We start from the raw sequence: 26,622 nt of genomic DNA, 5'->3' as shown, positions 1-26,622 counted from the left end.
GTGCCGCACGAAACAACGATGGAAAACTGGGGCTGGCTGAAAACGCTGGCGCGGCGACTCGGCCCTGGCCATGTCGTGAATCTCTGTTTTCTGATCGTCATGCTCTTTTCAACCCTGCTGACCTGGCGGGAAGTGGTTGTCCTGGAAGACGCTTATATCTCAAGCCAGCGCAATCATCTGGAAAATGTCGCCAACGCCCTCGACAAGCAACTGCAATTCAATGTGGATAAACTGCTGTTTCTGCGTGACGGGATGCACGAGGCGCTGATCACCCCACTGGGATTTTCCGTCTTAAAAGATGCGGTTACCCATTTTGAACAGTTACGTCATTCGCGCGTCTGGCAGCTAGAACTGGATAAGCGACGAACGCTGCCGCTGAATGGCGTTTCTGATTCGTTTGTGAATCAAACTCAGTTGCTCTCGCGTGACAACGAATCGCTGGATAACGAACTGACTGCCGCGCTGGAAGTCGGCTATCTGCTGCGCCTGGCGATCACCCGCGCGTCCCTGTCACTACAGGCGATGTATGTCTCACGCGCGGGATTTTACGTCTCCACGCTGCCGACATCGCTCTCGAGCGAAATTACCACCCGCTACTACGACTACGTGATTCAACCCTGGTTTACCGAGCAGTCGCAGCGAAAAAACCGGACGCGCGGCGTGCGCTGGTTTACCTCGCCGTCACCCGAACTCAGCTATGAGCAACAGCGTGTAACCGTCAGTGTACCGTTGGATAACAACTATTACTGGCTCGGGGTGCTGGCGATGACGATCCCCGTTTCAGCGGTAGAACGGTTTATGGATGAGGCTATCGACAAGGATGTGGAAGGGGAGTACCAACTCTACGACAGTAAACTGAAACTGCTGGCAGCCTCAACGCCGGAACTGAGAAATGCAAAGACGTTTGACGAGCGCGAACTGGCGATGCTGGCGCATGATATTGAGCAGGATACGGTAGGCGGTTTGCGCATGGGGAGCCGCTATATTAGCTGGGAACGGCTGGACCATTTTGATGGTGTGCTGGTGCGGGTACATACCTTAAGCGAAGGAGTACACGGCGATTTCGGCAGCATCAGTATTGCGCTGGCGTTACTGTGGGCGCTGTTCACCGCGATGCTGATCATCTCCTGGGTGGTTATTCGCCATATGGTCAGCAATATGTTTGTGCTGCAAAGTTCACTTCAGTGGCAGGCATGGCACGATACGCTGACCCGCTTGTATAACCGCGGGGCGCTGTTTGAAAAAGCCAAACAGCTGACCCAGCGTTGTCGAACGCAAAAACAACCGCTGTCGGTTATTCAGATCGACCTGGATCACTTCAAAAGCATCAACGACCGTTTTGGCCACCAGGCCGGGGATCGGGTGTTAACGCATGCCGCAGGTTTAATCAGCGGCACATTGCGTACTTATGATGTTGCCGGCCGCGTGGGCGGGGAGGAGTTCTGTGTGGTTCTGCCAGAAACGTCTCTGGCGCAGGCGGAGCAGATAGCTGAACGTATCCGCCAGCGGCTGAATGAGAAAGAGATTCTGGTGGCGAAAAGCGCAACGCTGCGGATAAGTGCCTCACTCGGGGTGAGTAGCACCCAGGAAACCGGGGACTACGATTTTGAGCAACTCCAGTCGCTGGCGGACCGCAGACTCTACCAGGCAAAACAGGCGGGACGTAACCGGGTTTGCGCGGCGGATCGGGGCTAAGGCGCAGTGAACAGCCTGGTCATACCCTCTTGCCAGCCTTCGGGCCCTTTATGCTGTGTGCGGTAAACCTGCACCGCGCTGTCGGAGCGTAAAACCACCCCTTCGCGATTCAGTCCTTTGACGATCACCGCGTAATCCATCGCTTCAAGCAGAGGAGCGTCGTTCGGGCCATCGCCGAGGCCAACGGTGACCGGGCGTCTCTTCCACTGGCGCTGATAGAGATCAATCAGCCCGTTCGCCGCATAGTTTTTTCCTGATGTGATGTCCAGGACATGCCAGAAGCGGGCGCCGTGGACAAACTGCAATCCCAGATCGTTTAGTTGTCGGGCAAACTCGGCCATGCGCTCATCGCTGTCGCGCCAGATCAGGGTGACAGAGGCCTCATGCAGGCGCGTTAAACTGGCCTGGGCAGGTGACAAGCCGGTCCATTCGGCGATCGTGGACTCATCGACATCATCAAACGTTGTGAATTTAAACGCGGAGCGGGCACGAAGTTTACTCAGTACGGCGCTAATTTCAGCATGTGAGGCCCCGAAGATCTGACGCGGAAAGTCAGGATGCGTCTGCCAGCGGCTGTCCAGTTCAACCACGGCGCCATTCTCAGCAATCAGCGGTAGTCCTTGTAAGCCGAGTAACTTCTGGATGTGCAGCATTTCTGCGGCGGTTTTACTGCTGCACAGGATCACGGGAATATTTTTCTCACGCAGGCGAGCGAGCCAGTCGGCAGCGGGTTGCCAGTCATAGGTATAACTGTCCAGCAGCGTGCCATCGAGATCGGTAAAAATCAGCAGTGGAGCGTCGAGTGAAAGCATTTTTATTCCCGTCACGTTAGTCGCGGTATTCTGGATAAATCCTAAAAATAGGGTATTTTGCCTGACAGGGAATTGGGATCGATCCCGTCATCATGAGCGCTGACAGCCTGTCCGCCCTAACCATTAGAAGGATTAATCATTTGTCTGAAAAATATTTGCTTGTCATGCAAAAAAATTGCGGATAAGGTTTAGCGTACATCAGATTTCCTGGTGTAACGAATTTTCAAGTGCTTCTTGCATAAGCAAGTTTCATCCCGACCCGTCAGGGTCGGGATTTTTTTCGCTGCCGGTTAGCGATTAATTTCCGTGACGCTAAAGTCATGGATATCCAACTCAAACGCCTCGGCTAATTCATGCCATGTATGATACTCGCGACCATCCACGCTGACTCTGTCCGGATCGTTTCCGCTACGATGAATCTCGCTCTCGCTGATTTCATTAATCGCCGCCAGCAACGCGTCAACATCGACGCTGACTTCACGTTTTGCGGTATCGCTGTACTCTTTCGCGGTCTTCATTTCAACCTCGTCATTAACCGTGCCACAGACTAAGTATAGACCGTTGAGAAAACCCGCAATTGAACCGGTCAGACGCTGTCAGGCGGCAGTTTTTGTTCTACACTGGCACAAAGCCACAGGAGGATAATGATGAAGGTGAATGATCGGGTCACAGTCAAAACGGACGGCGGTTCTCGTCGCCCTGGCGTGGTACTGGCAGTGGAAGAGTTTAGTGAAGGCACAATGTACCTGGTTTCGCTGGAAGACTACCCGCTCGGCATCTGGTTCTTTAACGAGTCAGGGCATCAGGATGGTATCTTTGTGGAGAAGGTTGAGTAGGATTACGACGGTCGATGTAAGCCCGGCTGGTGGGACATCCACCAGTCGGGACGTCTCATCGCATGTTAACAAATATACCGTTGGTCACGTTATCGGTCAGTCTGACGACATGATAGATAACCTGTTTGTTATGCGTCTTTATCTTTCGTTTTATATTCCCCTTATGGGATGACACCGTTTTCGCCTTGATGTTCATTTGATCTGAAATTTGAATTGTTCCCTGGCCTTCCATCCACATGCGCAGCATGCTGGACTCAGTACGACTTAATGATAACGTCGGTAAATTTATTACCCCGGCGGAGTCCGTCTCTTTTTTCAGAATATCGCCAAGGAGATCGTCCAGTGATTCTGGCTTTATTGATTTTGAACTGATCAATAAGTTTTTTCTGACTAATAGATATTCATCAAAATGGACATTGGCAATTGCCATAAAAACAATAAATAGCGTATTGGGATGCTGATTAATGATTTGCTTTATATGCTGACTGTTGGCTGGATCATGGATAAAACAGTCTTCATTAATAAACACCACAGAAGGTTGGTGTGTGTCACAAGCGATGTCGAGTTCGTCAACGGTTTCGATGTCGTTGATTTCCCTTTTTTTCACCCCTCTGCTTACCAGATACCCGGTCAAACCTAGCCGGGTGTAACTGCATAGATCCATAATAATCGTTGACATGGCTTACCCTCACTCAATGCGTAACGATAATTCCCCTTACCTGAATATCTCATCACAACTTAACGGAATCGAATGCTTCACCTAATGAGACGCATATGCGGTTTTCAGGCGGACTTACTATCCCGTAAAGTTACGTATAATTTGCCTGGAATTGTCTTAAAGTAAAGTAAATGTTGCGTTATGTGAGAGAGATAAAAACAAATAAAGCGCGTGAGAGTTATCCTGGTAGATGTTTTTACTGAATGACTTTCGGATAATCCTTAGAAAAACACGATAAACATTATGGACTATTATTAACGGGTAATTCACTAACAATATCAGCTAATAAATTGAAAATTTCGCTAAATAGATGTTCGCAAAACGGCGCAATCAACGGCATTAATGCCGCGATTAATGTGATACCCACGGTCAGGGTGAGCGGAAAGCCAATCACAAATACGGATAATTGCGGTGCCATACGGTTTAGTAATCCCAGCGCCAGGTTCAGCGTTAGCAGCATAGTGATCACCGGCAGCGCCAGCATCATGCCGTTGAGGAAGATCAGACTCCCCGCTCTGGCCAGCGCCAGGAACGCGTTGCTGTTCACCGGATTGCCGCCAATAGGCAGGGTGTGGAACGTGTCAACCAGCAGTGAAATCAGCCACAGATGACCGTCAAAGGTCAGAAACAACAGCATCGCCAGCATATCAATGATTCTGGCAAGCACCGGCATATTCAGGTGGCTGGCCGGATCGACAAAAGTGGCAAAGGAAAGCCCCATCTGCAAACCGATAATCTCACCCGCCGTACGCACCGCCGCAAAGGCAAACTGCATGGTAAAGCCCAGCGCGATGCCGATCAGGATTTGCTGCATTGCCAGCCATAACGCGTTAAACGAAAAAATCGGCACATCGTTAGGCGGCAAAGAAGGGGCAATGACGATGGTGATGATGATCCCCAGCCCCAGTTTCACCCGTTTAGGGACCGCGCGTTCACTGAGGATAGGTGCGGTGGTGATCAGCGCCAGTACGCGCAGCAGCGGCCAGAAATAGAGGCTTAGCCACTGCAGCCATTGATCGCTGGTTACCTGCAACATCCGTCGTCTTATCCGATGATGTACGGCAGATTGGTGAACAGCGTGCGCACGTAATCCAGCAGCAAGTTCAGCATCCACGGCCCGGCTACGATGATAGCCGTAAACACCGCCACGATTTTCGGGATAAACGACAGCGTCATTTCGTTAATCTGCGTGGCGGCCTGCAAGATACTGATGATAAGCCCCGTCACCAGCGCGACCAACAGCAGGGGGGCGGCAAGGGCGAGGGCAACTCTCATGGCCTCGGTGCCAATCATCATGACCGATTCGGGTGTCATTTTTTGCCTCTAACTGTAGAAACTTTGTGCAAGCGAACCCACCAGCAGTTGCCAGCCATCAACCAGCACGAACAGCATCAGTTTGAACGGTAGGGCAATGGTTGCCGGAGGAACCATCATCATCCCCAGCGCCATCAGTACGCTGGCTATCACCAGGTCGATAATCAGGAAAGGGATGAATATCGTAAAGCCGATCTGAAAAGCGGTTTTCAGCTCGCTGGTCACATAGGCGGGTAGCAAAATGCGCATCGGTACGGCTTCTGGCCCCTGAAGCGGGCCGCTGTTTGCCAGACGGGCGAACAGGGCCAGATCGGCTTCGCGGGTCTGGCGTAGCATAAATTCACGCAACGGCTGTGCCCCTTTATCCAGCGCTTCCTGCATCGAAATTTTCTCTTCGCTGAATGGCTGATACGCCTCGACGTAAATCTTGTCGATAACCGGCGACATGATAAAAAAGGTCAGAAACAGCGCCAGCCCCAGCAGCACCTGGTTTGGCGGTGCAGACGGCGTACCAAGCGCATTGCGCAGCAGACCGAAGACGATGATGATGCGGGTAAAGCTGGTCATCATCAGCAAAATGGCCGGAATAAAGGTCAGCGAGGTGATGAAAACCAGCGTCTGTACGGGAAGCGACCAGCTCTGACCGCCGCCAGGCAGGGGCTGGCTCACCAGACCGGGAAGTTGCGCCAGTGCGGCGGGGCTGATAAGCCATAAACCGGTCAGCGTAAGGGATAACAAACGGCGCATCAGGATCTCCCGGAACGCTTAAGCAAACTCTTCATCATGGCCTGAAAATCGGCAGGAGCAGACGGTGTCTCTTCTGGCACAACAGGGGCCGGGGGGAGGGTATGCAGCACACTGATGTTTGACGCCGTGACGCCAAGCACCAGTCGCGCGTCCTCAACCTCGACAATCACCACGCGTTCGCGCGGACCCAGCGAGGTACTGGCGGAAACTTTCAGTCCGCGCGCATGGCTGCCTTTCGGCGCAAAGCCCAGACGTTTGATGACCCAGGCGGCCGCCAGGATCAACAGGATGATGCCCAACAGCGCGCCGCTAACCTGCATCAGGGGGGACCCCGGGACGGCGGAAGGCGGTTGAACAGTGGCCTGGGTTTTCATGACTAACGGCTCAGACGACGCATACGCTCGGACGGGGTGATGATGTCGGTAATGCGTACGCCGTATTTATCGGCAACGACCACAACTTCACCCTGGGCGATCAGATAGCCGTTGATCAGGATATCCAGCGGTTCACCCGCCAGACCGTCCAGCGCCACCACGGAGCCCTGCGTCAGGCGCAGCAGTTCTTTAATGGTCATGCGCGTGCGGCCCAATTCGACGGTCAGCTTGACCGGAATATCCATGATCAGGTCGATATCCTGCAGCGTGCCGCTGACATCGCCACCGCCAAGCTGCTGGAAAACGGCATCGGCAGCACTTTTGCTGGTGGTCGTTTTTTGCTCGTTCAACGCGTCAGCCCACAGATCGTCCAATGCACCAGTGTTCTCATCAGACGGATTATTCATGTCACTCATTTGGGCTGTTCCTCATTCAGCGAATTCAAAATCGGGTTAATCAAATGTTCCACGCGTAACGCGTACTGACCGTTAACCGTGCCGTATTGGCTGGTCAGTACAGGCACACCGTCCACATGAGCAATAATGCGGTCTGGTTTTTCAATCGGCAGCACATCGCCGGGTTGCAGTTTTAATATCTGAGAAAGGCGCAGCGGAATATCGGCAAAGTTCGCCACCAGCTCCAGCTCGGAGTGCTGAACCTGACGCACCAGATTGTCGCGCCAGTTCTGATCTTCATTACGGGAGTTTTCCAGCGGCGGGTTCACCAGCAGTTCGCGCAGCGGCTCAATCATGCTGAATGGCAGACAGATGTTGAACTCACCGGTCAGGTTGCCAATCTCGACATGGAAAGGGGTGTTAACCACGATATCGTTCGGCGACGTAGTGATGTTGGTAAATTTCACCTGCATCTCAGAACGCACGTACTCCACTTCCAGCGGATTGATGGCCTTCCACGCGTCGCTATAGCTTTCCAGCGCCAGTTTCAGCATGCGGTTGATAACGCGCTGCTCGGTGTGGGTAAACTCGCGGCCTTCCACTTTCGTCGGAAAGCGTCCGTCACCGCCAAACAGGTTATCGACGGCGATAAACACCAGGCTTGGCGAGAACACCACCAGACCCGTACCGCGCAGCGGCTTCAGGTGGATCAGGTTCAGGTTGGTCGGCACCGGCAGGTTGCGGGCAAACTCGTGATACGGCTGAATGCGGATCGCGCCCACGGTAATATCCGGACTACGACGCAGCAGGTTAAACAGCCCCATCCGGAACTGACGGGCAAAACGTTCGTTGATGATCTCCAGCGCTTGCAGACGCTCGCGCACCACACGACGTTGGGTATTGGGATCGTACGGGCGAATTTCACTTTCGCCCGCGATACCCGGAGTCGGCTCGTCTTTCGTGTCGCTGTCACCGTTCAACAGCGCATCGATTTCAGCCTGAGAGAGAATACTGTCGCCCATGTCTTTACCGCAGAATGAAAGCTGTGTACAGCACGTCGGTAACGTCCTGTTTGGGTTGTCCGGCAACGAGCGGAGGGGAAAGCGTCTCTTTAATCGCCGCGATCAATTTTTGCTTACCTTCTTCGGTAGACAGCGCGTTGGCGTCCTGACGAGAAAACAGCAGCAGCAGACGGCTACGGACTTCCGGCAAATATTCGTTCAGGCGCGTGCGCGTGGCTTCATCCTTCAGCCGCAACGTCACGCCGATATACAGTACGCGATCCGCATCGCCCAGATTGACGGTAAACGTATCCAGGGCGAAGAACACCGGTGCAGGCGGTGGCGGTGGTTCATTCGCCGCCGGGGTGGGATGCTGCTGCATACGCCAGTAGCTATAGCCTGCGGTTGCGCAGGCGGCAAGGGTAATGATTACCAGCAGCGGGATCCAAATTGAGCGTTTGCTCTTTTTGCTAATCGCGGAATCAGTCATCTGATACGGGCTTCCTGTTTCGGTACAGCTTATCGGCTGATTATCCCGTGTCCTGACCACGGCAAAGCGTGGAAAAGACGCGGATAATCATGCTACCTCTGGCGTTAGGCGAAGATATCGACGGCGCCGTTACCGCGTGCGGCGGACTGGAGTGAAGCGGGAACGGCCAGCTCACTCTCGTCATCGGCCATGTGCAGAGCCTGTCCCTGTGTGCGAGCCGTTTGCTGCTGTTGGGAAGAGGAGTGTTGCTGGCCGGCGAAACTCTCGCTGCTGATGCTGCTTTGCCCCAACTGAATGCCGCTTTCTGCCAGCTGTGTGCGCAGCGTCGGTAGGGCGGCTTCCAGCGCCGCGCGAACGTGGCTATGGGCTGAAACCATCTGTAGCTGTGCCTGGTTATCATCAAGCTTAAGCGAGATCTGTACCTGACCGAGATCTTCCGGATGCAGACGCAGTTCCGCACTCTGCTGACCCTGGCGGGTAAATAGCGTGATGTGCTGACTCAGGGATTGTTGCCATTCATGGCTGCCCAGCGGTGCGCTCAGAACTGGTGCCGCGCTGGTGGGCGGCGGCTGCGATGCGGAATGCGTGGCGGTGGTCATGGCAATGCCCGGCGTCACGGGGGAAGGCGTGCTGTCGATCTCGGCGTTTGCGGCGGCAGCAGCCACCACAGGCGAGGTGACCACCTGACCTTTAGCGTTTTCCGCAGCGATAACCTGCGGTGTGCTATCCACTTTGCCCTTTTTCGCGTCGTCACGGGTCAATGAACTGCCTGCGCCCTGCGCGAGCGAGCGGGGATCGGCGCTAAGCGAAGCACTCAGTGCACTCACTTTCTCACCGACGGTTACCGGCGGTGTCGTCATTCCCGGTTGACCCGGCAACATGGCGAAAAGGGCGCTAAGGTTGGCGAGATCGTCATCGCTGAGTGCTGAGGTGTCTTCATTATTTTGTGCGGTCTGGCGCAGAGCTGCCAGCGCACTGTTCTTCTGCGTGGGGGTCAGCGCGGACAGCAGAGCCTGTGCGTCGCTCAACCCTTTTTGCACCTCTTCAGACTGTCCCTCTTTGGCGGCTAACAGGTCGGCCAGCTTAACGGCCTGCGAGGAGTCGCCGTCCTGCGTCAACAGGCCCTTTTGCAGCTTGCCGCCGGCGGCCTGCAAATCGGCTAACGTCAGCGGCGCGTCTTTACCCTGTGCGTCGCCTGCGCCTAACGCGCCGGCCAACAGGGCCAGAAAATCCTGGGCGGAGTCCGCCGTTTTCCCGGACGACAGACCGGTGATAAGGTCTGTGTCAGTTGTGGCCATTTGGGGCAAAGTGATCATTCTGGTTTCCTCATTGCTGCACGCTGCGCAAATTCATCCATTTTTTTCTGATCCAGGCGGTTTTCAGCCAGTAAGGCTGCCGCGTTCTGTCTGTCTTGTAAGGTCTGCCAGGCCTGAAGTCGCTGTTTTTTTTCACGCCAGCTGTTCAGCGCCACATCCACTTTTTGCGTCCACTGCGTTAACTGCTGGCGATGCTGTTCCACCGCTTTTTCCAGGGTTTGAATAAACTGCTGGTAGTTAATCCAGCGATTACTGGCAATCCCCTGACTCATATCGTTGTTGAGGTTGCTGCGGTATTCGTTCTGGTAGTCGAGCAGCATCGTGAGCTGCTCTTCCGCTTGCTGAAAACCGCGGCGCATTTCACCTAACAGCAACGCAGCGTCGTCTACCTCTTTTTCGGCGAGATCTTTGAGCGTTGCCAGTGCACCATGTTCAGCCATGACCCTTACCCTCCTGCTTTATCACACCGTCGGGAAAATCAGATCGAGCGCCGACAGGGAATCCTCCCAGTCAGCGCGTTCGAAAATACCTTGCTGTAAAAACGCCTCCAGCTGTGGCCACAACGCGATGGCTTTATCGAGCATCGGATCGCTGCCTTTGGCATAAGCGCCGACGCTGACGAGATCGCGGTTGCGCTGGAAGCTCGACAACAACTGCTTGAAGTGACGCACTTTGGCGTAGTGTTGTTCCGTAATCAGCGCCGTCATCGCGCGACTGATCGACGCTTCGATGTCGATTGCGGGGTAGTGCCCGGCTTCCGCCAGACGACGCGACAGTACAATGTGACCGTCAAGGATAGCGCGCGCCGAGTCGGCAATCGGATCCTGCTGATCGTCACCTTCGGTCAGCACCGTATAAAATGCGGTGATAGAGCCGCCGCCGTGGATCCCATTCCCCGCGCGTTCAACCAGCGCCGGGAGTTTGGCGAACACCGAAGGCGGATAGCCTTTGGTGGCTGGCGGTTCACCGATCGCCAGGGCGATTTCACGCTGGGCCATGGCATAACGGGTCAGGGAATCCATGATCAGCAGTACGTGCTGACCGCGATCGCGAAAATCTTCCGCAATACGGGTGGCATAAGCGGCACCCTGCATGCGCAGTAATGGCGAAACGTCCGCCGGGGCGGCTATCACCACCGAACGCGCGCGACCGTCGGCACCGAGAATGTTCTCGATAAAATCTTTCACTTCGCGACCACGTTCGCCAATCAGCCCGACGACGATGACGTCAGCGCGGGTATAGCGCGCCATCATGCCGAGCAGTACGCTTTTCCCGACGCCGGAACCGGCGAACAACCCCATACGCTGGCCGCGACCAACGGTTAACAGGGCGTTGATCGGGCGCACGCCGGTATCCAGCACATGCTCAATCGGCGTACGTTGCAACGGGTTAAACGGCTGGGTAATCAGCGCCCCGGTTTCCGTGGTATCAGGGGAGGGCAGACCGTCGAGCGGTTTGCCGCTGCCGTCGAGCACGCGACCTAACAGCGCCGGACCCAGCGGCAGTTGTTTGCTGCTTTGCAGCCCTTCGCTGGCGATATTTTTGGCGTAGACGCGCGCGCCGGGCAGAATGCCTTCGACCTCTTCGAGCGGCATCAGAAACAGCCGCTGACCGTTAAAGCCCACCACTTCACTTTCCACTTCGCGGGTTTCGGTTCCCTCCTGGCGTTCAATCACGCAGGTCGCGCCAAGCGGCAACTGTAACCCTGTGGCCTCCAGAACCAGACCGGTGGCGCGGGTCAGTCGCCCATAGCGACGAACGGCCGGAAGCTGCACCATTTTGGCTTCGAAGTTGTCCAGCGTCGTCAACCAGCGGGTCAGGCGTGAAGTCATCAGATCACTCCCGGCGCGGCCAGACGACACAGTTCTTGCCAGCGGGTCGCGACGCTGGCGTCAAGATCGCCTTCATCCGCAGAGACTTTACAGCCGCCGTGGTGCAGGGTCGGATCGCCACGCAAACGCCAGCCGTGCAGGCTGAGGGTGGCGCCGAGCATGTCTTCTACGCGCTGTAAATCATCCGGGTGGACGCGAAGTTGCGGTTTGCCGCTGAACAAGGGCTCCTGCTGTAAGAGCTGCTGGATCTGCTTGATTAAAGCGGAATTATCCACCGCGGGCGTCTGACCAATCACCTGACGCGCGGCTTCCAGCGCCATCTGCATCAGACGCGAGGCGATCACGCTGTCCAGTGCGTCCAGCGTGTGCTGAAATTCGCTGACCAGTTGCTGCATCCGCGCATGAAGCGGTGCCTGTTGGGAGCGGGCCTGCGCCTGGCCCTGTTCCAGTCCTTGCGCCAGCCCTTCCTGATAGCCTTGTTCATGACCGGACTTCCGACCTTCCACAAGGCCCGCGTTGTAACCTTGCTCGTGGGCCTGAATTTTCAGCTGCGCTAACTGCTGCTCGAGCTGCTGTTCCGCACTGATCTCTGGCTCATCCTCTGCTGGCACGGGGTCATCGTTGTGCTCCATGGGCACAAATTCAGCCAGCGGCGGCGCGAGATCGTCCGGGGTCCAGATTTTCCACGGCAGCTCGTTAGACATAGGTATCCTCGCCGCTGCCAATCATCATCTCGCCGGTCTCCGCCAGACGACGCACAATCAACAGAATGGCCTTCTGCTCGTTTTCCACCTGCGACAAACGCACCGGGCCACGGTTGGCGAGGTCGTCGCGCAGGATGTCTGCCGCACGTTGCGACATGTTGCGCAGGAACTTCTCGCGCAGCGGTTGTTCCGCGCCTTTCAGGGCGATCAGCAGCGACTCGGAATCCACTTCCTGCAGCAAACGCTGGATGCTGCGGTCGTCCACATCCACCAGGTTTTCGAACAGGAACATCTCGTCGATAATTTTTTGCGCCAGTTCGCCGTCGAATTCGCGCACGGCACTGATAACCGCTTCTTCCTGCTGCGTTTTCATCAGGTTGATAATTTCTGCCGCCGTTCTTACGCCGCCCATTTTGCTGCGTTTGAGGTTCTGGCCGTCGAGCAGGCCGTTGAGCACTTCGGTCAGTTCCGCCAGCGCGGCGGGCTGTACGCCGCCAAAGGTGGCGATACGCAGCATGACATCGTGACGCAGACGTTCGTCGAACAGTGCCAGAATATCCGCCGCCTGACCGCGTTTGAGGTGCACGAGAATGGTGGCGATAATCTGCGGGTGTTCGTCGCGGATAAGGTCGGCGGCGCTTTGCGGTTCCATAAAGTTGAGCGTTTCAATGCCGCTGGCGGTATCGCGGGTTTCGAGAATATCTTCCAGCAGGCTGGACGCTCGCTCTTCGCCCAGCGCTTTCACCAGCACCGAACGCAGATATTCGTTGGCGTTGATGTTCAGGGCGGCAAACTGCTCGGCTTCCTGCTCAAACTCCGCCAGCACGTCGGTCAGTTGTTTGTTGGAGATCTGGCGGACGTTTGCCATTGCCGCACTCAGCGTTTGTACTTCGCGCTGGGAGAGGTGTTTGAACACCTCCGCCGCGCGATCTTCGCCAATGGTCATCAGCAGGATGACGCTTTTATCGGTACCGGAAAGAGCATTACTCATGATCGTTATTCATCCACTGGCGAATGACCAGCGCCACGACGCGCGGATCGTTATCTGACATTTCGCGAATGCGCTGGCTCATCACTTCTGCGCCCAGACGCTGATTTGCCCGGCGCTGCTGAGTCTGCTCATCTTTACTGAGGCGAACTTCAACGGCTTCTTCGGTCTCCTGACGGATCTGCTCGCGTTCCTGCAGGGCCTTCGCCTCTTCAGCACGACGTGTCAGCTGCGGACGAATCGCTTTACGCCACAGGATCCACGCCACCAACAGCACCAGCAGCCAGCGACCGGCAGAGATCAATTGTTCGATAAACAGCTGCTGTTTCCAGAACGGCAGTTCGCCCGCGTCGTCATCCGTGGCGCTGAACGGTGAGTTGACCACGTTCAGGGTGTCGCCGCGCTTATCTGAGAAGCCCATTGCCTCGCGAGTCAAATCTTCAATCTGTTTCATTTGATCGGCGGTAAGCGGCAGCGGTTTGCCATCCGGCAACGTTTTGTAGTTCACAACCACCGCGACGGACAAACGCTGTACGTCGCCGACGTTCATTTTTGTATGGCGGATAGTGCGATCAACTTCATAGTTGCTGGTTTCGTTGCGCTGAGTATTACGCGGACCCGCACTGGCGCTGGTGGCCGTCTGCTGCTGTGCGTTCTGCCCGTTTTGCGCGTTCTGCGCATTTTGTGCATTTTGCTGATTCGCCGGTGGCGTGGTGATCGGTGCCGTATTCGCCGGCGCAGGCTGGTTGGACAGTGCACCCGGCACGCCACCCGGCAGACCTGAGCCAATTTGCTCGCTTTCGTTCAGTTGACGCGAACGCAGCACGGCCTGAGAGGCATCGCCGTTGGGGCGATACTGCTCTTCCGTCTGCTCTTTATTGGCGAAATCCAACTGCGCGGTCACCTGCGCATGGACATTCCCGTTACCGACAATCGGTGACAGGATCGATTCGATACGGCGTTGGACGCGGCCTTCCACGTCGCTGGCGTATTTCAACTGAGCATCGTTCAGATCGCGACTGCTGGTGTTTGACTGGGTGAGCAGATGACCGGCCTGATCGACCAGCGTCACGTTACCCGGTGGCAGACCCGCCACCGCGCTGGAAACCAGATGCACGACCGCGCTGATTTGCCCTTCATCCAGCGCGCGTCCCGGCTCCAGATTGACGGTAACCGAGGCTGAAGGGGATTTCTGTTCACGTACGAACAGGGACGGCTTAGGCATTGCCAGATGCACGCGAGCGCGTTTAACCGGGCCAAGCGTTTCGATAGTACGCGCCAGTTCGCCTTCCAGCGCCCGCTGGTAGTTCACCTGCTCGCTAAACTGGCTGATGCCGAACTTTTCCTGATCCAACAGTTCAAAGCCTACCGCACCGCCTTTTGGCAGTCCTTGTTGCGCCAGGCGCAGGCGCAGTTCATGGACTTTTTCTGCCGGAACTTCAATCGCACCGCTGCCTTCCGAGAAGCGGTACGGGATATTCATCTGGGTCAGCTGGGTGACGATAGCCCCGCCATCCTGATCGGATAAATTGCTGAACAACGTGCGGTAGTCAGGCGCTTTGGCCCACAGCACCATCGCCACAATAATGGCGACGGCAGCAGAGCCCGCAACAATCAGAGGAATTTTGGGATTCGCACGCAGGCGATTAAGCCACTCGAGAGGTTTAGGTTGGGTTGCAGCCGATGCAGTCGCGTTCATCTCGCACCTCGTGACTGTTCGTGGACGGCTTTATTTGCAAAGTGGAACAAGACTCACTCCCGGGTCAGCAAAATCGAAAAATTGACGGTCTCATTATTTGCGGTTTCGTTTTTTTCTATGCGGTAAAAACCGGGGTTTTATAGCGTTATTTAGCGCCTTTATCTTATTGACAAACTGGTAATCTCTGCTGCGTAGAAAACCATCCAGGGGATTATCATGTCAGCGATACAGGGGATTGAAGGGGTCATCAGCCAGCTCCAGGCCACGGCGATGGGCGCCCGGGCGCAGGAGACACTGCCGCAGCCGACCGTGAGTTTTGCCGGTCAACTGCACGCGGCGCTGGACCGCATCAGCGATACGCAAACCGCCGCCCGCACACAGGCGGAAAAATTCACGCTGGGTGAGCCGGGAATTGCGCTTAACGATGTGATGACCGATATGCAAAAAGCCTCAGTCTCTATGCAGATGGGGATCCAGGTGCGAAACAAACTGGTGTCGGCCTATCAGGAAGTCATGAGTATGCAGGTTTAGGTTTGCGTGCCGGATGGCGCTTACGCTTATCCGGCCTACGATTCACACTTCTTGTAGACCGGATAAGGTTTAGTTGCCTTCCGGCAACCTGTTATTTCTGAATCAGATAGCGGATCGTCGGTCCGTCCTGTTGAATATCCAGCACGGTGTAGCCGTGGTTACGGGCATCCAGCGGAATGTTGTTGATGGACTGCGGGCAGTCGCTGACCACTTCCAGTATTTCCCCTTTTTGCAGTTGTGGCATTGCTTCCAGCGTTGCCACGGCAGGGTAAGGGCAGGGTTCACCGACCATATCAAGGCGATAATCAGGAACAATTTTTGTCATGCGGATTCCTTAGCAGGGGTCAGCCCGGCGCGACGGAAGAAGCGTTTTTCCCAGCCGATGATGAACATCAAGGCGGCAAACAGCAGCAGATAGGTTACCAGCAGGCCGCCGAGCGGACCGAAGGTATTGAGCAGGTTGATTTTGTCCCAGTTGGTGGCAAGCGCAGGGGCGAAGTCATCCCAGTAGTAAGCCAGAATCGTTGAGCCGATGACGTTACCGAGACCCACCCACCAGTAGTGTACCTGGCCTTCCACCGCGCGATACATCCAGCCGGTTTCACACCCGCCAGCGAGCACAATACCAAAACCAAACAGCAGTCCGCCGATCACCGCATTCGGGCCCGCCCACATGATTTTGGCTTCCACGCCAAGCTGTACGTAGCTGAAAATACCGATCGCACTGACGCCCATCCCGAAGATGATCGCCTTTGCCATATGGGTTCGTCCGGTTATCCACAGATCGCGGAAGGCGGAGGTGAAGCAAATCTGCGCACGTTCGATTAACAGACCAAAGCCAACGCCGAACAGCATCGCCAGACCCAGTTTCGGTTGATTCATGGCGGTCAGTAGCGCCCAGCCTACCATACCGATAAACACCAGCATGCCGAGACGGAAACGACGGCGCGCCTGCTCCGGCTTTTGCGTCAGCGGCGACGCGGCGGAGACTTTCTGCATTTTAACCGGGATGCGGAACATCGGCAGCAGGGTGAATCGCGCGCCGAACCAGGAACCGATGGCCGTTGCCACGGCAAAGAACCAGGCGTGCAGGGAGAACTGAGGAATACCGGTAAAGAACGCTGCCAGGTTGCAACCCATCGCCAGACGCGCGCCGAACCCGGCGATGATCCCGCCCAACACCGCCTGCATGATGCGAATGCGGCTGCGTGGAATTCGGAGTTTGACGTTGTTGGCCCACAACGCTGCCGCGAAGCAACCGCCGAACATACCGAGGATCATCATCCCGTCGATGCGGGTGAACGGAGTGCCTTCCAGATGGATCAGCTTGTAGTAGCCCCATTCTTCCGCATGGACGCCAAACAGTTGCAGGATTTGTCCGCCCCAGCGGGTAAATTCACCCGTGACGGCCCAGAAGGTACCGGTGATGCCGAAATAGTAAGTAGAGAGAATACCTGCTGCGATGACCGCAGGGACAGGTGCCCAGAATTTAATTAACCAGGCGTGTTTGAATTGTTGCCATGACATGGGTTTTGCCTCTGAACTCAGAAGGTGTGATACAAGAATGCGGATAGTACACCACTGTGGTTGTTTTGCCTGGTACTATTAAGCGGTAATCCCAAATGGATCAAAGTTCTGCGGGCACCGCGAAAGGCTGGCGGCTGCAGGGCTTTAATGCCACAATCCTCTTTTCTTCGCATGCAGGATGAATGATGAAAAAATGTGCAATCATTGGGGCGTTACTGATGTTAGCGGGATGCGCCGAGGTAGAAAATTATAATGATGTCGTCAAAACGCCAGCGCCCGCCGGACTGGAAGGGTACTGGCAGACTAACGGACCGCAACGCAAACTGGTGAGCCCGGAAGCCATTGCCAGCCTGGTGGTGACCAAAGAGGGGGATACGCTCGACTGTCGCCAGTGGCAGAGGGTGATTGCGCTGCCGGGTAAGCTGACAATGCTGTCCGGTGACTTAACTAACGTGACGGTCAAACGTGAACTTTACGAGATCGAGCGGGAAGGGAACACCCTGGAATATGACGGGATGACCTTGCAACGCGTGGATCGCCCAACGGTGGAATGTGCCGCTGCGCTGGAGAAAGCGCCGCTGCCGACGCCACTCCCGTAATGTTTTGTCCCCCGACAGCCTCCCTGTCGGGGTGCTTCACGAGATCGCCTCTTCAATCACCCATACGCTGACGCTGCCGGCGTTGCAGTAAAACGTGGCGTCGCCGTTCTCGTCCGTAACCACGCTTTCGCTGCGGTTGCCGAGAAAATCTCGCCACGTTTTATTGCCGTAGTTTGCGCCCAGCGCGAGTGTCTTTTCGCCATCATCGCCATTGGATAACACCACCACACAGCCGGGATCGTCGTCCGTCCCGCTGCGGCTAAACGCAATGCAGTTGGGATGATCAAACCAGAGCGTTTGAATGCCGTGGGCGAAACGCTGGCGGGCAAGAATGAGTTCGTCGAGTTGCTCAATGACCGGCATGTCGATCGTATAGGTTTCCCCATCGCCCCCGGTATCTTCATAATGTGCGCCATAGAGATCGGGATAGAAAACCGATGGCACACCATTTTCCCGCAGCAGGATGAGCGCGTAGGCCAGCGGTTTAAACCACGCTTCAACCGGTGCCTCCAGCGCCTGTAACGGCTGGGTGTCGTGATTGGCGACCAGCGTCACGGCGTGAAACGGATCGGCTTCCACCAGCGTACCGCTGAAAATCTGGCTCATGTCGTAATCACGCCCCTGGCGCGACGCCTCATGAAAATTGAGCTGGAGCGGGGCGTCAAAAAGCATCGTTTTGCCTTCCACCTGTTCGATATAGGTTTGCAGCTTATCCACTTCATGCGACCAGTATTCGGCGACGATAAACAGCGGCTTCGGCGCCACCTCCTGCACATGCTCAATCCACTCTTTATAGAACCAGGCCGGGATGTGCTTGACCGCATCGAGGCGAAAGCCGTCACATTGGGTTTGTTCCATCACCCAGCGCGCCCAGTATTTAATCTCCTCAGTGACGGCGTGGTTACGAAAGTCGATATTTTCACCCATCAGGTAATCGAAATTGCCCAGTTCGTCATCGACCTGGTCGTTCCAGCCCTCGCCGGTGTAGTCGTTGACTATTTTAAAGATGCCGTCTTCGTGAGGGTTTTCGATGTGGTCGATACCGCTGAAGCATTTGAAATCCCAGATGAACTGAGAGTACTGACCGCCCCGCGCCGGGAAGGTGTAACGCGTCCAGCCTTCGCATTCGATGATCTCATCCGCAATCTGCGTGCGATCCTCTTCATTGACCCGCTGTACGCGGATGGCCTCTTTCTCGTCCGCCCCCATTTTGTGATTCACCACCACGTCGAGCAGTACCGCGATGTCGTTTTTCTTCAGTGCATCGACAGCCGCCAGCAACTGCGCCTTATCACCATATTTGGTCGCGAGGGTTCCTTTCTGATCGAACTCGCCGAGATCAAACAGATCGTAAGAGTCATAACCGACGGAGTAACCGCCTGACGCGCCTTTATAGGCGGGGGGCAGCCAGACCATATTGATACCGATATCATTGAGGCTATCTGCGCGCTCTGCGACTTCCTGCCAGAGTTTGCCTCCGTCAGGGTAATACCAGTGGAAGAACTGCAGTAAGGTGGGGTTTTTCATCTTCCGTGCTCCAGAAGTCTTGTAGACGACCTCTGGAGTATGGAAGATTTTTGCCAACGTAGCGGGAATTATTGCGGGGCAGTGGGGGCGTCGGGCACCAGCAGCATGCCAGAAAGCCGACCATATGCATTGTTGAGCGACTGCTGACGCGTTGACTGACCGATCAGACCACTGAGCTCATCGAGCCGTTGGCGCAGTAAAACTTTCAGGTGCTCTTCGTTATCCAGCGTCTGTTTGATATGACTGGCAACGATATCCTGGATACTGCGTGTCATGCCCGGTGGAGTTTGCGTTTCAACGACCGCTTCAATACTTTGCAGATAGGAGACTTCCTGCTCCAGTAAAAGGTCCCATTCACCCCGCTGCGCAAATTCGAGCAGCGACTGACTGAGCAGCGCAATGCGCTGCCAACGGTTGATAAACTCCACGGCTGAGGTCATTAACGAGACTCCTGGGAAGATGCTTTCGGTGAGATCTGTTTCCAGGCTTCCGCAATGTTGCCGAGTAACCCTTCCACTTCTTCAATGGCTTGACTGTCATTGCGTAAATTAGCGAGTAACAAACGACGGATCATATAGTCATACAGCGAAGAGAGATGGTCAGCGATTTCGCCGCCATTCTCCTGATCCAGTCCCGCTTTCAACCCGTTATCAATGATGTTGATAGCCTTACTGAGCGCTTCCCCTTTGGCTGCAATATCACCTTGCGCTAAAAACAGGCGAGCGCGCACCAGGGCACTGTTTGCGCCATCAAACAACATTTCGATCAACTGGTGCGGACTCGCACTCATCACGCCGCTTTCCACGCTGACTTGCGCATAAGCTTTGGTACCGCTCGCGGTATACATGTTTACCTCTGGTTATCAGGAACTGGTCATCGCAGTAAATTGTTGGCTTAAATAACTACTAGTGTTATTCAACTTGCTCATCATGGTATCCAGTTGGGTGAACTGAGCCTGATAACGCGCAATGGTGTCGTCGATACTGGCACTGACGGAAAGATACTGCTTCGTCAGTTTTTTCAGGGTGGTATTGATGCTGTCCTGGGCGCTGTCGATAATACCGTCATCAGCCAAGTAGCCTTTCACCAGCGAAGCGACTTTGGTGGTAATCCCGGTCTCTTTGCCATCACCGACTAACAGCTGCTGCACATCCACAGTGTTATCGCTCAGCGCTTTTTTCAGCTTTTCATCATCAATTTTCAGCTTACCGGTGGTGCCATCCTGGGTGATGCCCATTTGCGATAGCGTCTGGAATTTGCCGTCGTTGGCGCTGGCTGAAAATTGTCCACGGATACCTGTCTGAATGGTGCGAACGGTCGTGTCGCCGAGTAGGGCGCCGTTGCTGGTGCTTTGTTCTTCTGCGCCCGGATCGACGGAGGTATATTTTGTCAGGGTACCAATGGTATCCACCAGCGAGTTATACGAATCTACCCAGCTTTTAATCGCGGTTGTCGCTTTGTCATTGCTTTTCGTTACCGTGACGGTGACGTCCTTAACTTCTTTTGTCAGGTTCAACGTAATGCCCTGAGGGGCATCGGTCACCGTGTTACTGCTACGAACAATATCAATACCGTTGACGTTTAGTTCTGCATCTTTCGCTTCAACAATTTGCTCAACGTTGTTGCCAACCACATCCGGGTTATTGAAGCTGATAAATTGATTGAGTTTTTCATCTCCAGAAACAGAGATACTCATCTTATTAGCGACACCCGTTTCTGATGAGGTCAGTACAAGCTGATAATCATCGTCTTTCAGTTTTACAATGCTGGCAGTGACACCACCGTTGGCATTGTTAATGGCATCTCGCATCTCGACTAAAGATGTCTGATCTTTGGTGAGTTTTATCTCTAGCGGCTTCTCTTTCCCGTCCTGCTTAATGATGAGTGTGCGTTCGGCGCTGTCATCACCTTGTGCTGCTTTACTGTCCGTCACTGTTGTGGTGGTGCGAAGCGATTGCGCCTGCGCTATTTGCGTCACATTTATTTTATAAATACCTGCCGCGGCGCCTGCTGTGGTGCTGACGGTGAGATCGGTTGAGTTGCTGACGGCAGTCGTGCTTTTAAAAAGGGTTGCATCATTCAATGCGGTATTTGCGGTCTGGAATTTTTCCAGCGCGCTTTTCAATGTTCCAAACGCCGTCAGTCTTGCCGTAAAGCTGCTCTGCTGTTGGGTGATAGGTTTCAGACGCCCCTTCTCCGCAGTGGTCAGGTTCGTCAGTAACGTATCCAGCGGCAGGTTAGAACCCACGCCTAATGAAGTAAAAGAAGCCATGCGTAATCCCTTTTAATTGCAAACAGTGGTTAGCCACCTTATCGGCAATCTGGCGGCAAAGTTTAATAATAAATTTGGGGAAATAATGGCCGGAATAGTGTGCAAGAAAACGGGTTATTCAAAGGCTAAGAAAAAAAGGGGGGAAACTAAAAATTCTCTAAAGTTCGAAATTAAGGTGCCGATACAAGGGTTACGGTGAGAAACCGTGGGCAACAGCCCAATAACATCAAGTTGTAATTGATAAGGAAAAGATCATGGCACAAGTCATTAATACAAACAGCCTGTCGCTGTTGACCCAAAACAACCTGAACAAATCTCAGTCTTCTCTGAGCTCTGCTATTGAGCGTCTGTCTTCTGGTCTGCGTATCAACAGCGCGAAAGACGATGCGGCGGGTCAGGCGATTGCTAACCGCTTTACGTCTAACATCAAAGGTCTGACTCAGGCTTCTCGTAACGCCAACGACGGTATCTCCATCGCACAGACGACGGAAGGTTCTCTGTCTGAAATCAACAACAACCTGCAGCGCGTTCGTGAGCTGTCTGTACAGGCGACTAACGGCACTAACTCCAAATCAGATCTGGAATCCATCCAGGCTGAAATCACCCAGCGTCTGAGCGAAATTGACCGCGTATCCGGCCAGACTCAGTTCAACGGCGTGAAAGTGCTGGCTTCTAACCAGACCATGAAAATTCAGGTCGGTGCAAATGATGGCGAAACCATTGAGATCAATCTGCAAGAGATCACTTCCAGCACTCTGGGTTTAGGTAACTTGGATGTGACCAACAAAGGTCTGGATCTGAGCAAGCTGTCTACTACTGCGCTGACTGATGCTAAACCATCTTCAAGCGTTCCGACTGTAAGCCATACGTTGACTGCAAAAGATACTGCAGCAACCAACCCGTACTCTCTGTATGTTGATGATGCAGACGCCAACATTGTTTACGCAAGTAACAACGGCACAGATTTCTATAAAGTCTCTGGCTATGACAAAGATACCGGGGTTGTAGATTTTAACGGTGCAGTGAAAGAAACTGGCACCATCACTGCAACTAAAGCAGCCGCTGGTCAGAACGTCAATATTGATGGTACTACCGTTGTTAACGCTGATTCTATCTCCCTGAATAACACGGCTGCTGCTGCGACGACCTCTTTCTCTGTTGATAAAGATGGTCAGATGTATGTGAAAGTAGGCTCTGATATTTTCAAAGGTACGGTTGACCTGAATACCGGGATCGTGAGCTATAAGAGCTCTGATGCTCCGGAAGCTGGGGCAGCAGCGAGTGAAGCTGCTGTTACAACTGGTGACGTTATTGGTAGTACTACGCCGGCGGTTAAACTGGATCTGGCTGGCATTACGGGTCTGGGTGATAACCCGCAGGTATTCTCCGTTAAAGGCGGCGGTTATGTCATCAAAGGTACTGAAAACGATGCAGATGCTTATTACAGCGCCACCATCAAAGATGATGGTACCGTTGTGAAAGGCGATAAGCTGAACTCTGATCCGATGGCTTCTATCGATAAAGCGCTGGCTCAGGTTGACTCTCTGCGTTCCGACCTGGGTGCGGTACAGAACCGTTTCGATTCTGCTATCACCAACCTGGGCAACACCGTTAACAACCTGTCTTCTGCTCGTAGCCGTATCGAAGACGCTGACTACGCGACCGAAGTGTCTAACATGTCTCGTGCGCAGATCCTGCAACAAGCAGGTACTTCTGTACTGGCACAGGCTAACCAGACGACTCAGAACGTCCTGTCTCTGCTGCGTTAATTTACGCTTCCTGCACAAACCCCGCTCCGGCGGGGTTTTTTCGTTCTGGCTTTACCGGTAACCCCTAAATAACCCCTCATTTCACCCACTATTCACCCGATTAAAACCCCTGCAGAAACGGATAATCATGCCGATAACTCATTTAACGCAGGGCTGTTTATCGTGAATTCACTGTATACCGCTGAAGGTGTAATGGATAAACACTCGCTGTGGCAGCGTTATGTACCGCTGGTGCGTCACGAAGCGTTGCGCCTGCAGGTGCGTTTGCCCGCGAGCGTAGAACTGGACGATCTGCTACAGGCGGGCGGTATCGGGTTATTGAATGCAGTTGACCGATATGACGCTCTGCAAGGAACGGCATTTACCACTTACGCAGTGCAGCGTATTCGTGGGGCGATGCTGGATGAACTACGCAGCCGTGACTGGGTACCGCGTAGTGTCCGGCGTAATGCCCGCGAAGTGGCACAGGCGATGGGGCAACTGGAACAGGAATTAGGACGCAATGCGACGGAAACCGAGGTCGCGGAGCGGCTGGCGATTCCTGTAGAAGAATATCGTCAGATGTTGCTTGATACCAACAACAGCCAACTCTTCTCCTATGACGAGTGGCGGGAAGAGCATGGCGATAGTATCGAGCTGGTGACAGAAGAGCACCAGCAGGAAAACCCGTTACAACAGCTCCTTGAGAGCAATTTGCGCCAGCGCGTGATGGATGCCATAGAAGCACTTCCGGAACGCGAACAACTGGTGCTCACGCTCTATTACCAGGAAGAACTCAATCTCAAAGAGATTGGCGCGGTTCTGGATGTCGGGGAGTCACGGGTCAGCCAGTTGCACAGTCAGGCCATAAAACGGTTACGCACGAAGCTGGGTAAGTTATAGCGAACGACGTTGTCGGCGCTGAAAAATGCCGCACAACGTATTAACTACCAGGAGTTCTCATGACGGTGCAGCAATCAAAAAGACGGCCTCTAAGCCGCTACCTCAAAGACTTTAAACACAGCCAGACGCATTGCGCCCATTGCCATAAGTTACTGGATCGCATCACGCTGGTGCGCAAAGGGCAGATAGTCAACAAAATCGCCATTTCCCGCCTCGACACGCTCATGGATGAAGCCGCCTGGCAACAGGAGCAGAAAGAGTGGGTGGCACTCTGCCGTTTCTGCGGTGATTTACACTGCAAAACGCAGAGTGATTTCTTCGACATCATTGGTTTTAAACAATTTTTGTTTGAGCAAACCGAAATGAGCCACGGGACCGTGCGCGAGTATGTCGTCCGTCTGCGCCGCCTCGGTAATCATCTTAGCGAACAGAAGATTTCTCACGATCTGCTCCAGGACGGTTACCTTGATGAAAATCTGGCGCCGTGGCTGCCGGAGACCAGTACCAACAACTATCGCATCGCGCTACGTAAGTACGCGCAATATAAAGCACATGCCCATCCCGAACAGCAACAGAAATCCTCCCTCCGGATGACTTCTGATATATATTAAAAATGAATAAGATGTAGCAGAGTGATTTATGTCGTTACCGATAAACGCTCTACACTACGGGCATTCATAACAACATTCGGGGTAAATATGAAATTAGCACTTCTGGGACGCCAGGCGCTGATGGGCGTGATGGCAGTTGCTCTTGTCGCGGGAATGAGCGCAAAAACGTTTGCAGATGAAGGTCTGCTGAAGAAGGTCAAAGATCGCGGGACGCTGCTGGTGGGGCTGGAAGGCACCTATCCTCCGTTCAGTTTCCAGGGCGATGACGGTAAATTGACCGGCTTTGAAGTGGAATTTGCCGAAGAGCTGGCAAAGCATCTGGGCGTAAAAGCGACGCTGAAACCGACCAAATGGGACGGGATGCTGGCCTCTCTGGACTCTAAACGCATCGATGTGGTTATCAATCAGGTAACCATCTCCGATGAGCGTAAGAAGAAATATGATTTCTCTACCCCTTATACCGTTTCCGGTATCCAGGCGCTGGTGAAAAAAGGCAATGAAGGCGCGATTAAAACGGCCGCCGATCTGAAAGATAAAAAAGTTGGCGTGGGTCTGGGTACCAACTATGAAGAGTGGCTGCGTCAGAACGTCCAGGGCGTTGACATTCGGACTTATGATGATGATCCGACGAAATATCAGGATCTGCGCGTAGGACGTATCGATGCGATTCTGGTGGATCGTCTGGCGGCGCTGGATCTGGTTAAAAAGACCAAAGATACGCTTGCGGTTACCGGTGAAGCATTCTCCCGTCAGGAGTCCGGCGTTGCGCTGCGTAAAGGCAACGACGATCTGCTGAAAGCGGTGGACGCAGCCATCGCCGAAATGCAGAAGGACGGTTCGCTGAAGGCGCTTTCTGAGAAGTGGTTTGGCGCGGATGTAACGAAATAGTCCGAACAGTAAGAAAAAAAAGGCGCTTTAATCAGCGCCTTTTTTATTTCATGCGTTTGAACGTGCATAATAAAAAGAACATCACAACAACGAATACCTGGAGGCTTTATGCCACTGCACAACCTGACACGCTTTCCGCGTCTGGAATTTATCGGCGCGCCGACACCGCTTGAATACCTGCCGCGTTTTTCTGACTATCTGGGACGGGATATTTTCATCAAACGCGATGATGTGACACCGATGGCGATGGGCGGTAATAAGCTGCGCAAGCTGGAGTTCCTGGCAGCAGATGCGTTGCGCGAAGGCGCAGATACGCTGATCACGGCAGGCGCGATTCAGTCTAACCACGTGCGCCAGACGGCGGCGGTCGCGGCGAAGCTGGGACTGCACTGCGTGGCGCTGCTGGAAAACCCCATTGGCACCACGGCGGAAAACTATCTCACCAACGGTAACCGGCTGCTGCTGGACTTGTTCAACGTGCAGGTCGAAATGTGTGATGCACTAAACCAGCCGGACGCGCAGTTGCTGGAGCTGGCCACCCGAGTCGAAGCGCAGGGTTTTCGTCCCTATATCATACCGGTTGGTGGTTCAAACGCGCTGGGGGCATTAGGTTATGTTGAAAGTGCGCTGGAGATAGCTCAGCAGTGTGAAGGCGCAGTACAACTCTCCTCAGTGGTGGTGGCCTCCGGTAGCGCGGGAACGCACGCCGGGCTGGCAATTGGTCTGGAACAACTGATGCCGGATGTGGATCTGATTGGCGTAACGGTCTCGCGCAGCGTAGCCGAACAAAAGCCGAAAGTGGTGGCGTTGCAACAGGCTATCGCCCGCGAGCTGGAACTGACGGCGGCGGCGGAGATTTTGCTGTGGGATGACTACTATGCACCCGGTTACGGCACGCCAAATGAAGAGGGGATGGAAGCCGTGAAGTTGCTGGCGCGTCTGGAAGGGATCCTTCTTGACCCGGTCTACACCGGAAAAGCGATGGCCGGACTGATTGACGGAATCAGCCAGAAACGCTTTAAAGACGAAGGCCCAGTCCTCTTTATTCATACCGGTGGGGCGCCCGCGCTGTTTGCCTACCATCCACACGTGTAA

Annotated in this window: 31 protein-coding genes; 9 read left to right on the top strand and 22 right to left on the bottom strand. The window is 54.3% G+C overall.

Features of this window, described 5'->3' with window-relative positions:
- Positions 1 to 1,695, top strand: coding sequence for a cellulose biosynthesis regulator diguanylate cyclase DgcQ (dgcQ, locus tag QQZ17_RS16995; protein WP_152403947.1), 1,695 nt, complete (start codon positions 1 to 3; stop codon positions 1,693 to 1,695).
- On the opposite strand, the gene QQZ17_RS16990 is transcribed toward dgcQ, so the two are convergent.
- Together QQZ17_RS16990 and yodD are read right to left on the bottom strand one after the other, a co-directional pair.
- The gene (locus QQZ17_RS16990) at positions 1,692 to 2,507 is read right to left on the bottom strand and encodes a mannosyl-3-phosphoglycerate phosphatase-related protein (protein ID WP_152403949.1); all 816 of its coding nucleotides are present in this window, start codon (positions 2,505 to 2,507) and stop codon (positions 1,692 to 1,694) included. The two genes, dgcQ and QQZ17_RS16990, sit on opposite strands and share 4 nt — an antisense overlap.
- A 290-nt stretch (positions 2,508 to 2,797) precedes the next feature.
- Entirely contained in the window at positions 2,798 to 3,025 is a 228-nt protein-coding gene (gene yodD / locus QQZ17_RS16985; RefSeq protein ID WP_042318260.1) for a YodD family peroxide/acid resistance protein, read from the bottom strand.
- A gap of 129 nt (positions 3,026 to 3,154) precedes the next feature.
- Between yodD and dsrB the strand changes: the two genes are divergently transcribed.
- Entirely contained in the window at positions 3,155 to 3,343 is a 189-nt protein-coding gene (gene dsrB / locus QQZ17_RS16980; RefSeq protein WP_046481260.1) for a protein DsrB, read from the top strand.
- 55 nt (positions 3,344 to 3,398) lie between these two features.
- Here the strand turns inward: dsrB and rcsA are convergent, their stop codons facing one another.
- The 14 genes from rcsA to fliF all read right to left on the bottom strand — a co-directional run bounded on the left by rcsA (position 3,399) and on the right by fliF (position 14,921).
- Positions 3,399 to 4,022, bottom strand: a complete 624-nt coding sequence (gene rcsA / locus QQZ17_RS16975) for a transcriptional regulator RcsA (protein ID WP_046481259.1) — start codon at positions 4,020 to 4,022, stop codon at positions 3,399 to 3,401.
- A 280-nt stretch (positions 4,023 to 4,302) separates the two neighbouring features.
- Entirely contained in the window at positions 4,303 to 5,097 is a 795-nt protein-coding gene (gene fliR / locus QQZ17_RS16970) for a flagellar biosynthetic protein FliR (protein WP_152403953.1), read from the bottom strand.
- A gap of 8 nt (positions 5,098 to 5,105) precedes the next feature.
- Positions 5,106 to 5,375 (bottom strand): flagellar biosynthesis protein FliQ, encoded by a 270-nt coding sequence (gene fliQ / locus QQZ17_RS16965; RefSeq protein WP_042318268.1) that lies wholly within the window; start codon positions 5,373 to 5,375, stop codon positions 5,106 to 5,108.
- A gap of 9 nt (positions 5,376 to 5,384) precedes the next feature.
- The gene (gene fliP / locus QQZ17_RS16960; protein WP_043000284.1) at positions 5,385 to 6,122 is read right to left on the bottom strand and encodes a flagellar type III secretion system pore protein FliP; all 738 of its coding nucleotides are present in this window, start codon (positions 6,120 to 6,122) and stop codon (positions 5,385 to 5,387) included.
- On the bottom strand, positions 6,122 to 6,496 hold the full coding sequence (fliO, locus tag QQZ17_RS16955; RefSeq protein ID WP_152403955.1) for a flagellar biosynthetic protein FliO: 375 nt from the start codon (positions 6,494 to 6,496) through the stop codon (positions 6,122 to 6,124). The genes fliP and fliO overlap by 1 nt, the downstream gene beginning before the upstream one ends.
- 2 nt (positions 6,497 to 6,498) lie before the next feature.
- Positions 6,499 to 6,912 (bottom strand): flagellar motor switch protein FliN, encoded by a 414-nt coding sequence (gene fliN, locus QQZ17_RS16950; protein ID WP_042318274.1) that lies wholly within the window; start codon positions 6,910 to 6,912, stop codon positions 6,499 to 6,501.
- On the bottom strand, positions 6,909 to 7,913 hold the full coding sequence (gene fliM / locus QQZ17_RS16945) for a flagellar motor switch protein FliM (RefSeq protein WP_152403957.1): 1,005 nt from the start codon (positions 7,911 to 7,913) through the stop codon (positions 6,909 to 6,911). Before fliM ends, fliN begins: the two co-directional genes overlap by 4 nt.
- Positions 7,914 to 7,917: 4 nt before the next feature.
- Positions 7,918 to 8,382, bottom strand: a complete 465-nt coding sequence (gene fliL, locus QQZ17_RS16940) for a flagellar basal body-associated protein FliL (protein WP_043000286.1) — start codon at positions 8,380 to 8,382, stop codon at positions 7,918 to 7,920.
- Between the two features lie 104 nt (positions 8,383 to 8,486).
- Entirely contained in the window at positions 8,487 to 9,698 is a 1,212-nt protein-coding gene (fliK, locus tag QQZ17_RS16935; RefSeq protein ID WP_152403959.1) for a flagellar hook length control protein FliK, read from the bottom strand.
- Complete coding sequence (fliJ, locus tag QQZ17_RS16930; RefSeq protein ID WP_042318278.1) at positions 9,695 to 10,138, bottom strand: flagellar export protein FliJ; 444 nt, start codon at positions 10,136 to 10,138, stop codon at positions 9,695 to 9,697. Before fliJ ends, fliK begins: the two co-directional genes overlap by 4 nt.
- A 21-nt stretch (positions 10,139 to 10,159) precedes the next feature.
- Complete coding sequence (gene fliI / locus QQZ17_RS16925; RefSeq protein ID WP_152403961.1) at positions 10,160 to 11,530, bottom strand: flagellar protein export ATPase FliI; 1,371 nt, start codon at positions 11,528 to 11,530, stop codon at positions 10,160 to 10,162.
- Positions 11,530 to 12,234 carry a flagellar assembly protein FliH gene (gene fliH / locus QQZ17_RS16920; RefSeq protein ID WP_152403963.1) on the bottom strand — a complete coding sequence of 235 codons (705 nt, stop codon included), beginning with the start codon at positions 12,232 to 12,234 and terminating at the stop codon, positions 11,530 to 11,532. The genes fliI and fliH overlap by 1 nt, the downstream gene beginning before the upstream one ends.
- A complete protein-coding gene (gene fliG, locus QQZ17_RS16915) occupies positions 12,227 to 13,225 on the bottom strand; it encodes a flagellar motor switch protein FliG (RefSeq protein ID WP_152403965.1) in 999 nt (332 codons plus the stop codon). The genes fliH and fliG overlap by 8 nt, the downstream gene beginning before the upstream one ends.
- Positions 13,218 to 14,921 (bottom strand): flagellar basal-body MS-ring/collar protein FliF, encoded by a 1,704-nt coding sequence (gene fliF / locus QQZ17_RS16910; protein WP_152403967.1) that lies wholly within the window; start codon positions 14,919 to 14,921, stop codon positions 13,218 to 13,220. Before fliF ends, fliG begins: the two co-directional genes overlap by 8 nt.
- 216 nt (positions 14,922 to 15,137) lie before the next feature.
- Between fliF and fliE the strand changes: the two genes are divergently transcribed.
- Entirely contained in the window at positions 15,138 to 15,452 is a 315-nt protein-coding gene (gene fliE / locus QQZ17_RS16905) for a flagellar hook-basal body complex protein FliE (protein ID WP_152403969.1), read from the top strand.
- Between the two features lie 91 nt (positions 15,453 to 15,543).
- Here the strand turns inward: fliE and yedF are convergent, their stop codons facing one another.
- Both yedF and yedE read right to left on the bottom strand, forming a co-directional pair.
- Positions 15,544 to 15,777 (bottom strand): sulfurtransferase-like selenium metabolism protein YedF, encoded by a 234-nt coding sequence (gene yedF / locus QQZ17_RS16900; protein WP_152403970.1) that lies wholly within the window; start codon positions 15,775 to 15,777, stop codon positions 15,544 to 15,546.
- A complete protein-coding gene (gene yedE / locus QQZ17_RS16895; RefSeq protein ID WP_342395159.1) occupies positions 15,774 to 17,000 on the bottom strand; it encodes a selenium metabolism membrane protein YedE/FdhT in 1,227 nt (408 codons plus the stop codon). The genes yedF and yedE overlap by 4 nt, the downstream gene beginning before the upstream one ends.
- Positions 17,001 to 17,164: 164 nt before the next feature.
- Between yedE and yedD the strand changes: the two genes are divergently transcribed.
- Complete coding sequence (yedD, locus tag QQZ17_RS16890) at positions 17,165 to 17,578, top strand: lipoprotein YedD (protein ID WP_152406301.1); 414 nt, start codon at positions 17,165 to 17,167, stop codon at positions 17,576 to 17,578.
- A gap of 36 nt (positions 17,579 to 17,614) precedes the next feature.
- On the opposite strand, the gene amyA is transcribed toward yedD, so the two are convergent.
- The 4 genes from amyA to fliD all read right to left on the bottom strand — a co-directional run bounded on the left by amyA (position 17,615) and on the right by fliD (position 21,377).
- A complete protein-coding gene (gene amyA / locus QQZ17_RS16885; protein WP_152403974.1) occupies positions 17,615 to 19,105 on the bottom strand; it encodes an alpha-amylase in 1,491 nt (496 codons plus the stop codon).
- 68 nt (positions 19,106 to 19,173) lie between these two features.
- The gene (gene fliT, locus QQZ17_RS16880; RefSeq protein ID WP_042318296.1) at positions 19,174 to 19,545 is read right to left on the bottom strand and encodes a flagella biosynthesis regulatory protein FliT; all 372 of its coding nucleotides are present in this window, start codon (positions 19,543 to 19,545) and stop codon (positions 19,174 to 19,176) included.
- Positions 19,545 to 19,952, bottom strand: a complete 408-nt coding sequence (gene fliS, locus QQZ17_RS16875; protein WP_042318298.1) for a flagellar export chaperone FliS — start codon at positions 19,950 to 19,952, stop codon at positions 19,545 to 19,547. The genes fliT and fliS overlap by 1 nt, the downstream gene beginning before the upstream one ends.
- 15 nt (positions 19,953 to 19,967) lie before the next feature.
- Complete coding sequence (gene fliD / locus QQZ17_RS16870) at positions 19,968 to 21,377, bottom strand: flagellar filament capping protein FliD (RefSeq protein WP_152403976.1); 1,410 nt, start codon at positions 21,375 to 21,377, stop codon at positions 19,968 to 19,970.
- Positions 21,378 to 21,631: 254 nt separating this feature from the next.
- On the opposite strand from fliD, the gene QQZ17_RS16865 reads away from it, so the two are divergent.
- The 5 genes from QQZ17_RS16865 to dcyD all read left to right on the top strand — a co-directional run bounded on the left by QQZ17_RS16865 (position 21,632) and on the right by dcyD (position 26,622).
- The gene (locus QQZ17_RS16865; RefSeq protein WP_152403978.1) at positions 21,632 to 23,146 is read left to right on the top strand and encodes a flagellin N-terminal helical domain-containing protein; all 1,515 of its coding nucleotides are present in this window, start codon (positions 21,632 to 21,634) and stop codon (positions 23,144 to 23,146) included.
- A 162-nt stretch (positions 23,147 to 23,308) separates the two neighbouring features.
- On the top strand, positions 23,309 to 24,028 hold the full coding sequence (locus QQZ17_RS16860; RefSeq protein WP_042318303.1) for an RNA polymerase sigma factor FliA: 720 nt from the start codon (positions 23,309 to 23,311) through the stop codon (positions 24,026 to 24,028).
- A 59-nt stretch (positions 24,029 to 24,087) separates the two neighbouring features.
- Positions 24,088 to 24,639 (top strand): flagella biosynthesis regulatory protein FliZ, encoded by a 552-nt coding sequence (gene fliZ, locus QQZ17_RS16855; protein WP_152403980.1) that lies wholly within the window; start codon positions 24,088 to 24,090, stop codon positions 24,637 to 24,639.
- Positions 24,640 to 24,726: 87 nt separating this feature from the next.
- Positions 24,727 to 25,527 carry a cystine ABC transporter substrate-binding protein gene (gene tcyJ / locus QQZ17_RS16850; protein ID WP_152403981.1) on the top strand — a complete coding sequence of 267 codons (801 nt, stop codon included), beginning with the start codon at positions 24,727 to 24,729 and terminating at the stop codon, positions 25,525 to 25,527.
- Between the two features lie 108 nt (positions 25,528 to 25,635).
- Positions 25,636 to 26,622 carry a D-cysteine desulfhydrase gene (gene dcyD / locus QQZ17_RS16845; protein ID WP_152403983.1) on the top strand — a complete coding sequence of 329 codons (987 nt, stop codon included), beginning with the start codon at positions 25,636 to 25,638 and terminating at the stop codon, positions 26,620 to 26,622.

The organism is Citrobacter sp. T1.2D-1 (assembly GCF_950098555.1).
In the GTDB taxonomy this organism is placed as follows: domain Bacteria; phylum Pseudomonadota; class Gammaproteobacteria; order Enterobacterales; family Enterobacteriaceae; genus Citrobacter_A; species Citrobacter_A telavivensis.
Note: the sequence above shows the minus strand (reverse complement) of the source record. Positions and strands in the feature narration are given on the sequence as shown.

Coding starts and splice junctions, on each gene's coding strand:
- QQZ17_RS16990 (WP_152403949.1), bottom strand. CDS start 2,507: ATGCTTTCACTCGACGCTCCACTGCTGATTTTTACCGATCTCGATGGC.
- yodD (WP_042318260.1), bottom strand. CDS start 3,025: ATGAAGACCGCGAAAGAGTACAGCGATACCGCAAAACGTGAAGTCAGC.
- dsrB (WP_046481260.1), top strand. CDS start 3,155: ATGAAGGTGAATGATCGGGTCACAGTCAAAACGGACGGCGGTTCTCGT.
- rcsA (WP_046481259.1), bottom strand. CDS start 4,022: ATGTCAACGATTATTATGGATCTATGCAGTTACACCCGGCTAGGTTTG.
- fliR (WP_152403953.1), bottom strand. CDS start 5,097: ATGTTGCAGGTAACCAGCGATCAATGGCTGCAGTGGCTAAGCCTCTAT.
- fliQ (WP_042318268.1), bottom strand. CDS start 5,375: ATGACACCCGAATCGGTCATGATGATTGGCACCGAGGCCATGAGAGTT.
- fliP (WP_043000284.1), bottom strand. CDS start 6,122: ATGCGCCGTTTGTTATCCCTTACGCTGACCGGTTTATGGCTTATCAGC.
- fliO (WP_152403955.1), bottom strand. CDS start 6,496: ATGAAAACCCAGGCCACTGTTCAACCGCCTTCCGCCGTCCCGGGGTCC.
- fliN (WP_042318274.1), bottom strand. CDS start 6,912: ATGAGTGACATGAATAATCCGTCTGATGAGAACACTGGTGCATTGGAC.
- fliM (WP_152403957.1), bottom strand. CDS start 7,913: ATGGGCGACAGTATTCTCTCTCAGGCTGAAATCGATGCGCTGTTGAAC.
- fliL (WP_043000286.1), bottom strand. CDS start 8,382: ATGACTGATTCCGCGATTAGCAAAAAGAGCAAACGCTCAATTTGGATC.
- fliK (WP_152403959.1), bottom strand. CDS start 9,698: ATGATCACTTTGCCCCAAATGGCCACAACTGACACAGACCTTATCACC.
- fliJ (WP_042318278.1), bottom strand. CDS start 10,138: ATGGCTGAACATGGTGCACTGGCAACGCTCAAAGATCTCGCCGAAAAA.
- fliI (WP_152403961.1), bottom strand. CDS start 11,530: ATGACTTCACGCCTGACCCGCTGGTTGACGACGCTGGACAACTTCGAA.
- fliH (WP_152403963.1), bottom strand. CDS start 12,234: ATGTCTAACGAGCTGCCGTGGAAAATCTGGACCCCGGACGATCTCGCG.
- fliG (WP_152403965.1), bottom strand. CDS start 13,225: ATGAGTAATGCTCTTTCCGGTACCGATAAAAGCGTCATCCTGCTGATG.
- fliF (WP_152403967.1), bottom strand. CDS start 14,921: ATGAACGCGACTGCATCGGCTGCAACCCAACCTAAACCTCTCGAGTGG.
- fliE (WP_152403969.1), top strand. CDS start 15,138: ATGTCAGCGATACAGGGGATTGAAGGGGTCATCAGCCAGCTCCAGGCC.
- yedF (WP_152403970.1), bottom strand. CDS start 15,777: ATGACAAAAATTGTTCCTGATTATCGCCTTGATATGGTCGGTGAACCC.
- yedD (WP_152406301.1), top strand. CDS start 17,165: ATGAAAAAATGTGCAATCATTGGGGCGTTACTGATGTTAGCGGGATGC.
- amyA (WP_152403974.1), bottom strand. CDS start 19,105: ATGAAAAACCCCACCTTACTGCAGTTCTTCCACTGGTATTACCCTGAC.
- fliT (WP_042318296.1), bottom strand. CDS start 19,545: ATGACCTCAGCCGTGGAGTTTATCAACCGTTGGCAGCGCATTGCGCTG.
- fliS (WP_042318298.1), bottom strand. CDS start 19,952: ATGTATACCGCGAGCGGTACCAAAGCTTATGCGCAAGTCAGCGTGGAA.
- fliD (WP_152403976.1), bottom strand. CDS start 21,377: ATGGCTTCTTTTACTTCATTAGGCGTGGGTTCTAACCTGCCGCTGGAT.
- QQZ17_RS16865 (WP_152403978.1), top strand. CDS start 21,632: ATGGCACAAGTCATTAATACAAACAGCCTGTCGCTGTTGACCCAAAAC.
- fliZ (WP_152403980.1), top strand. CDS start 24,088: ATGACGGTGCAGCAATCAAAAAGACGGCCTCTAAGCCGCTACCTCAAA.
- tcyJ (WP_152403981.1), top strand. CDS start 24,727: ATGAAATTAGCACTTCTGGGACGCCAGGCGCTGATGGGCGTGATGGCA.
- dcyD (WP_152403983.1), top strand. CDS start 25,636: ATGCCACTGCACAACCTGACACGCTTTCCGCGTCTGGAATTTATCGGC.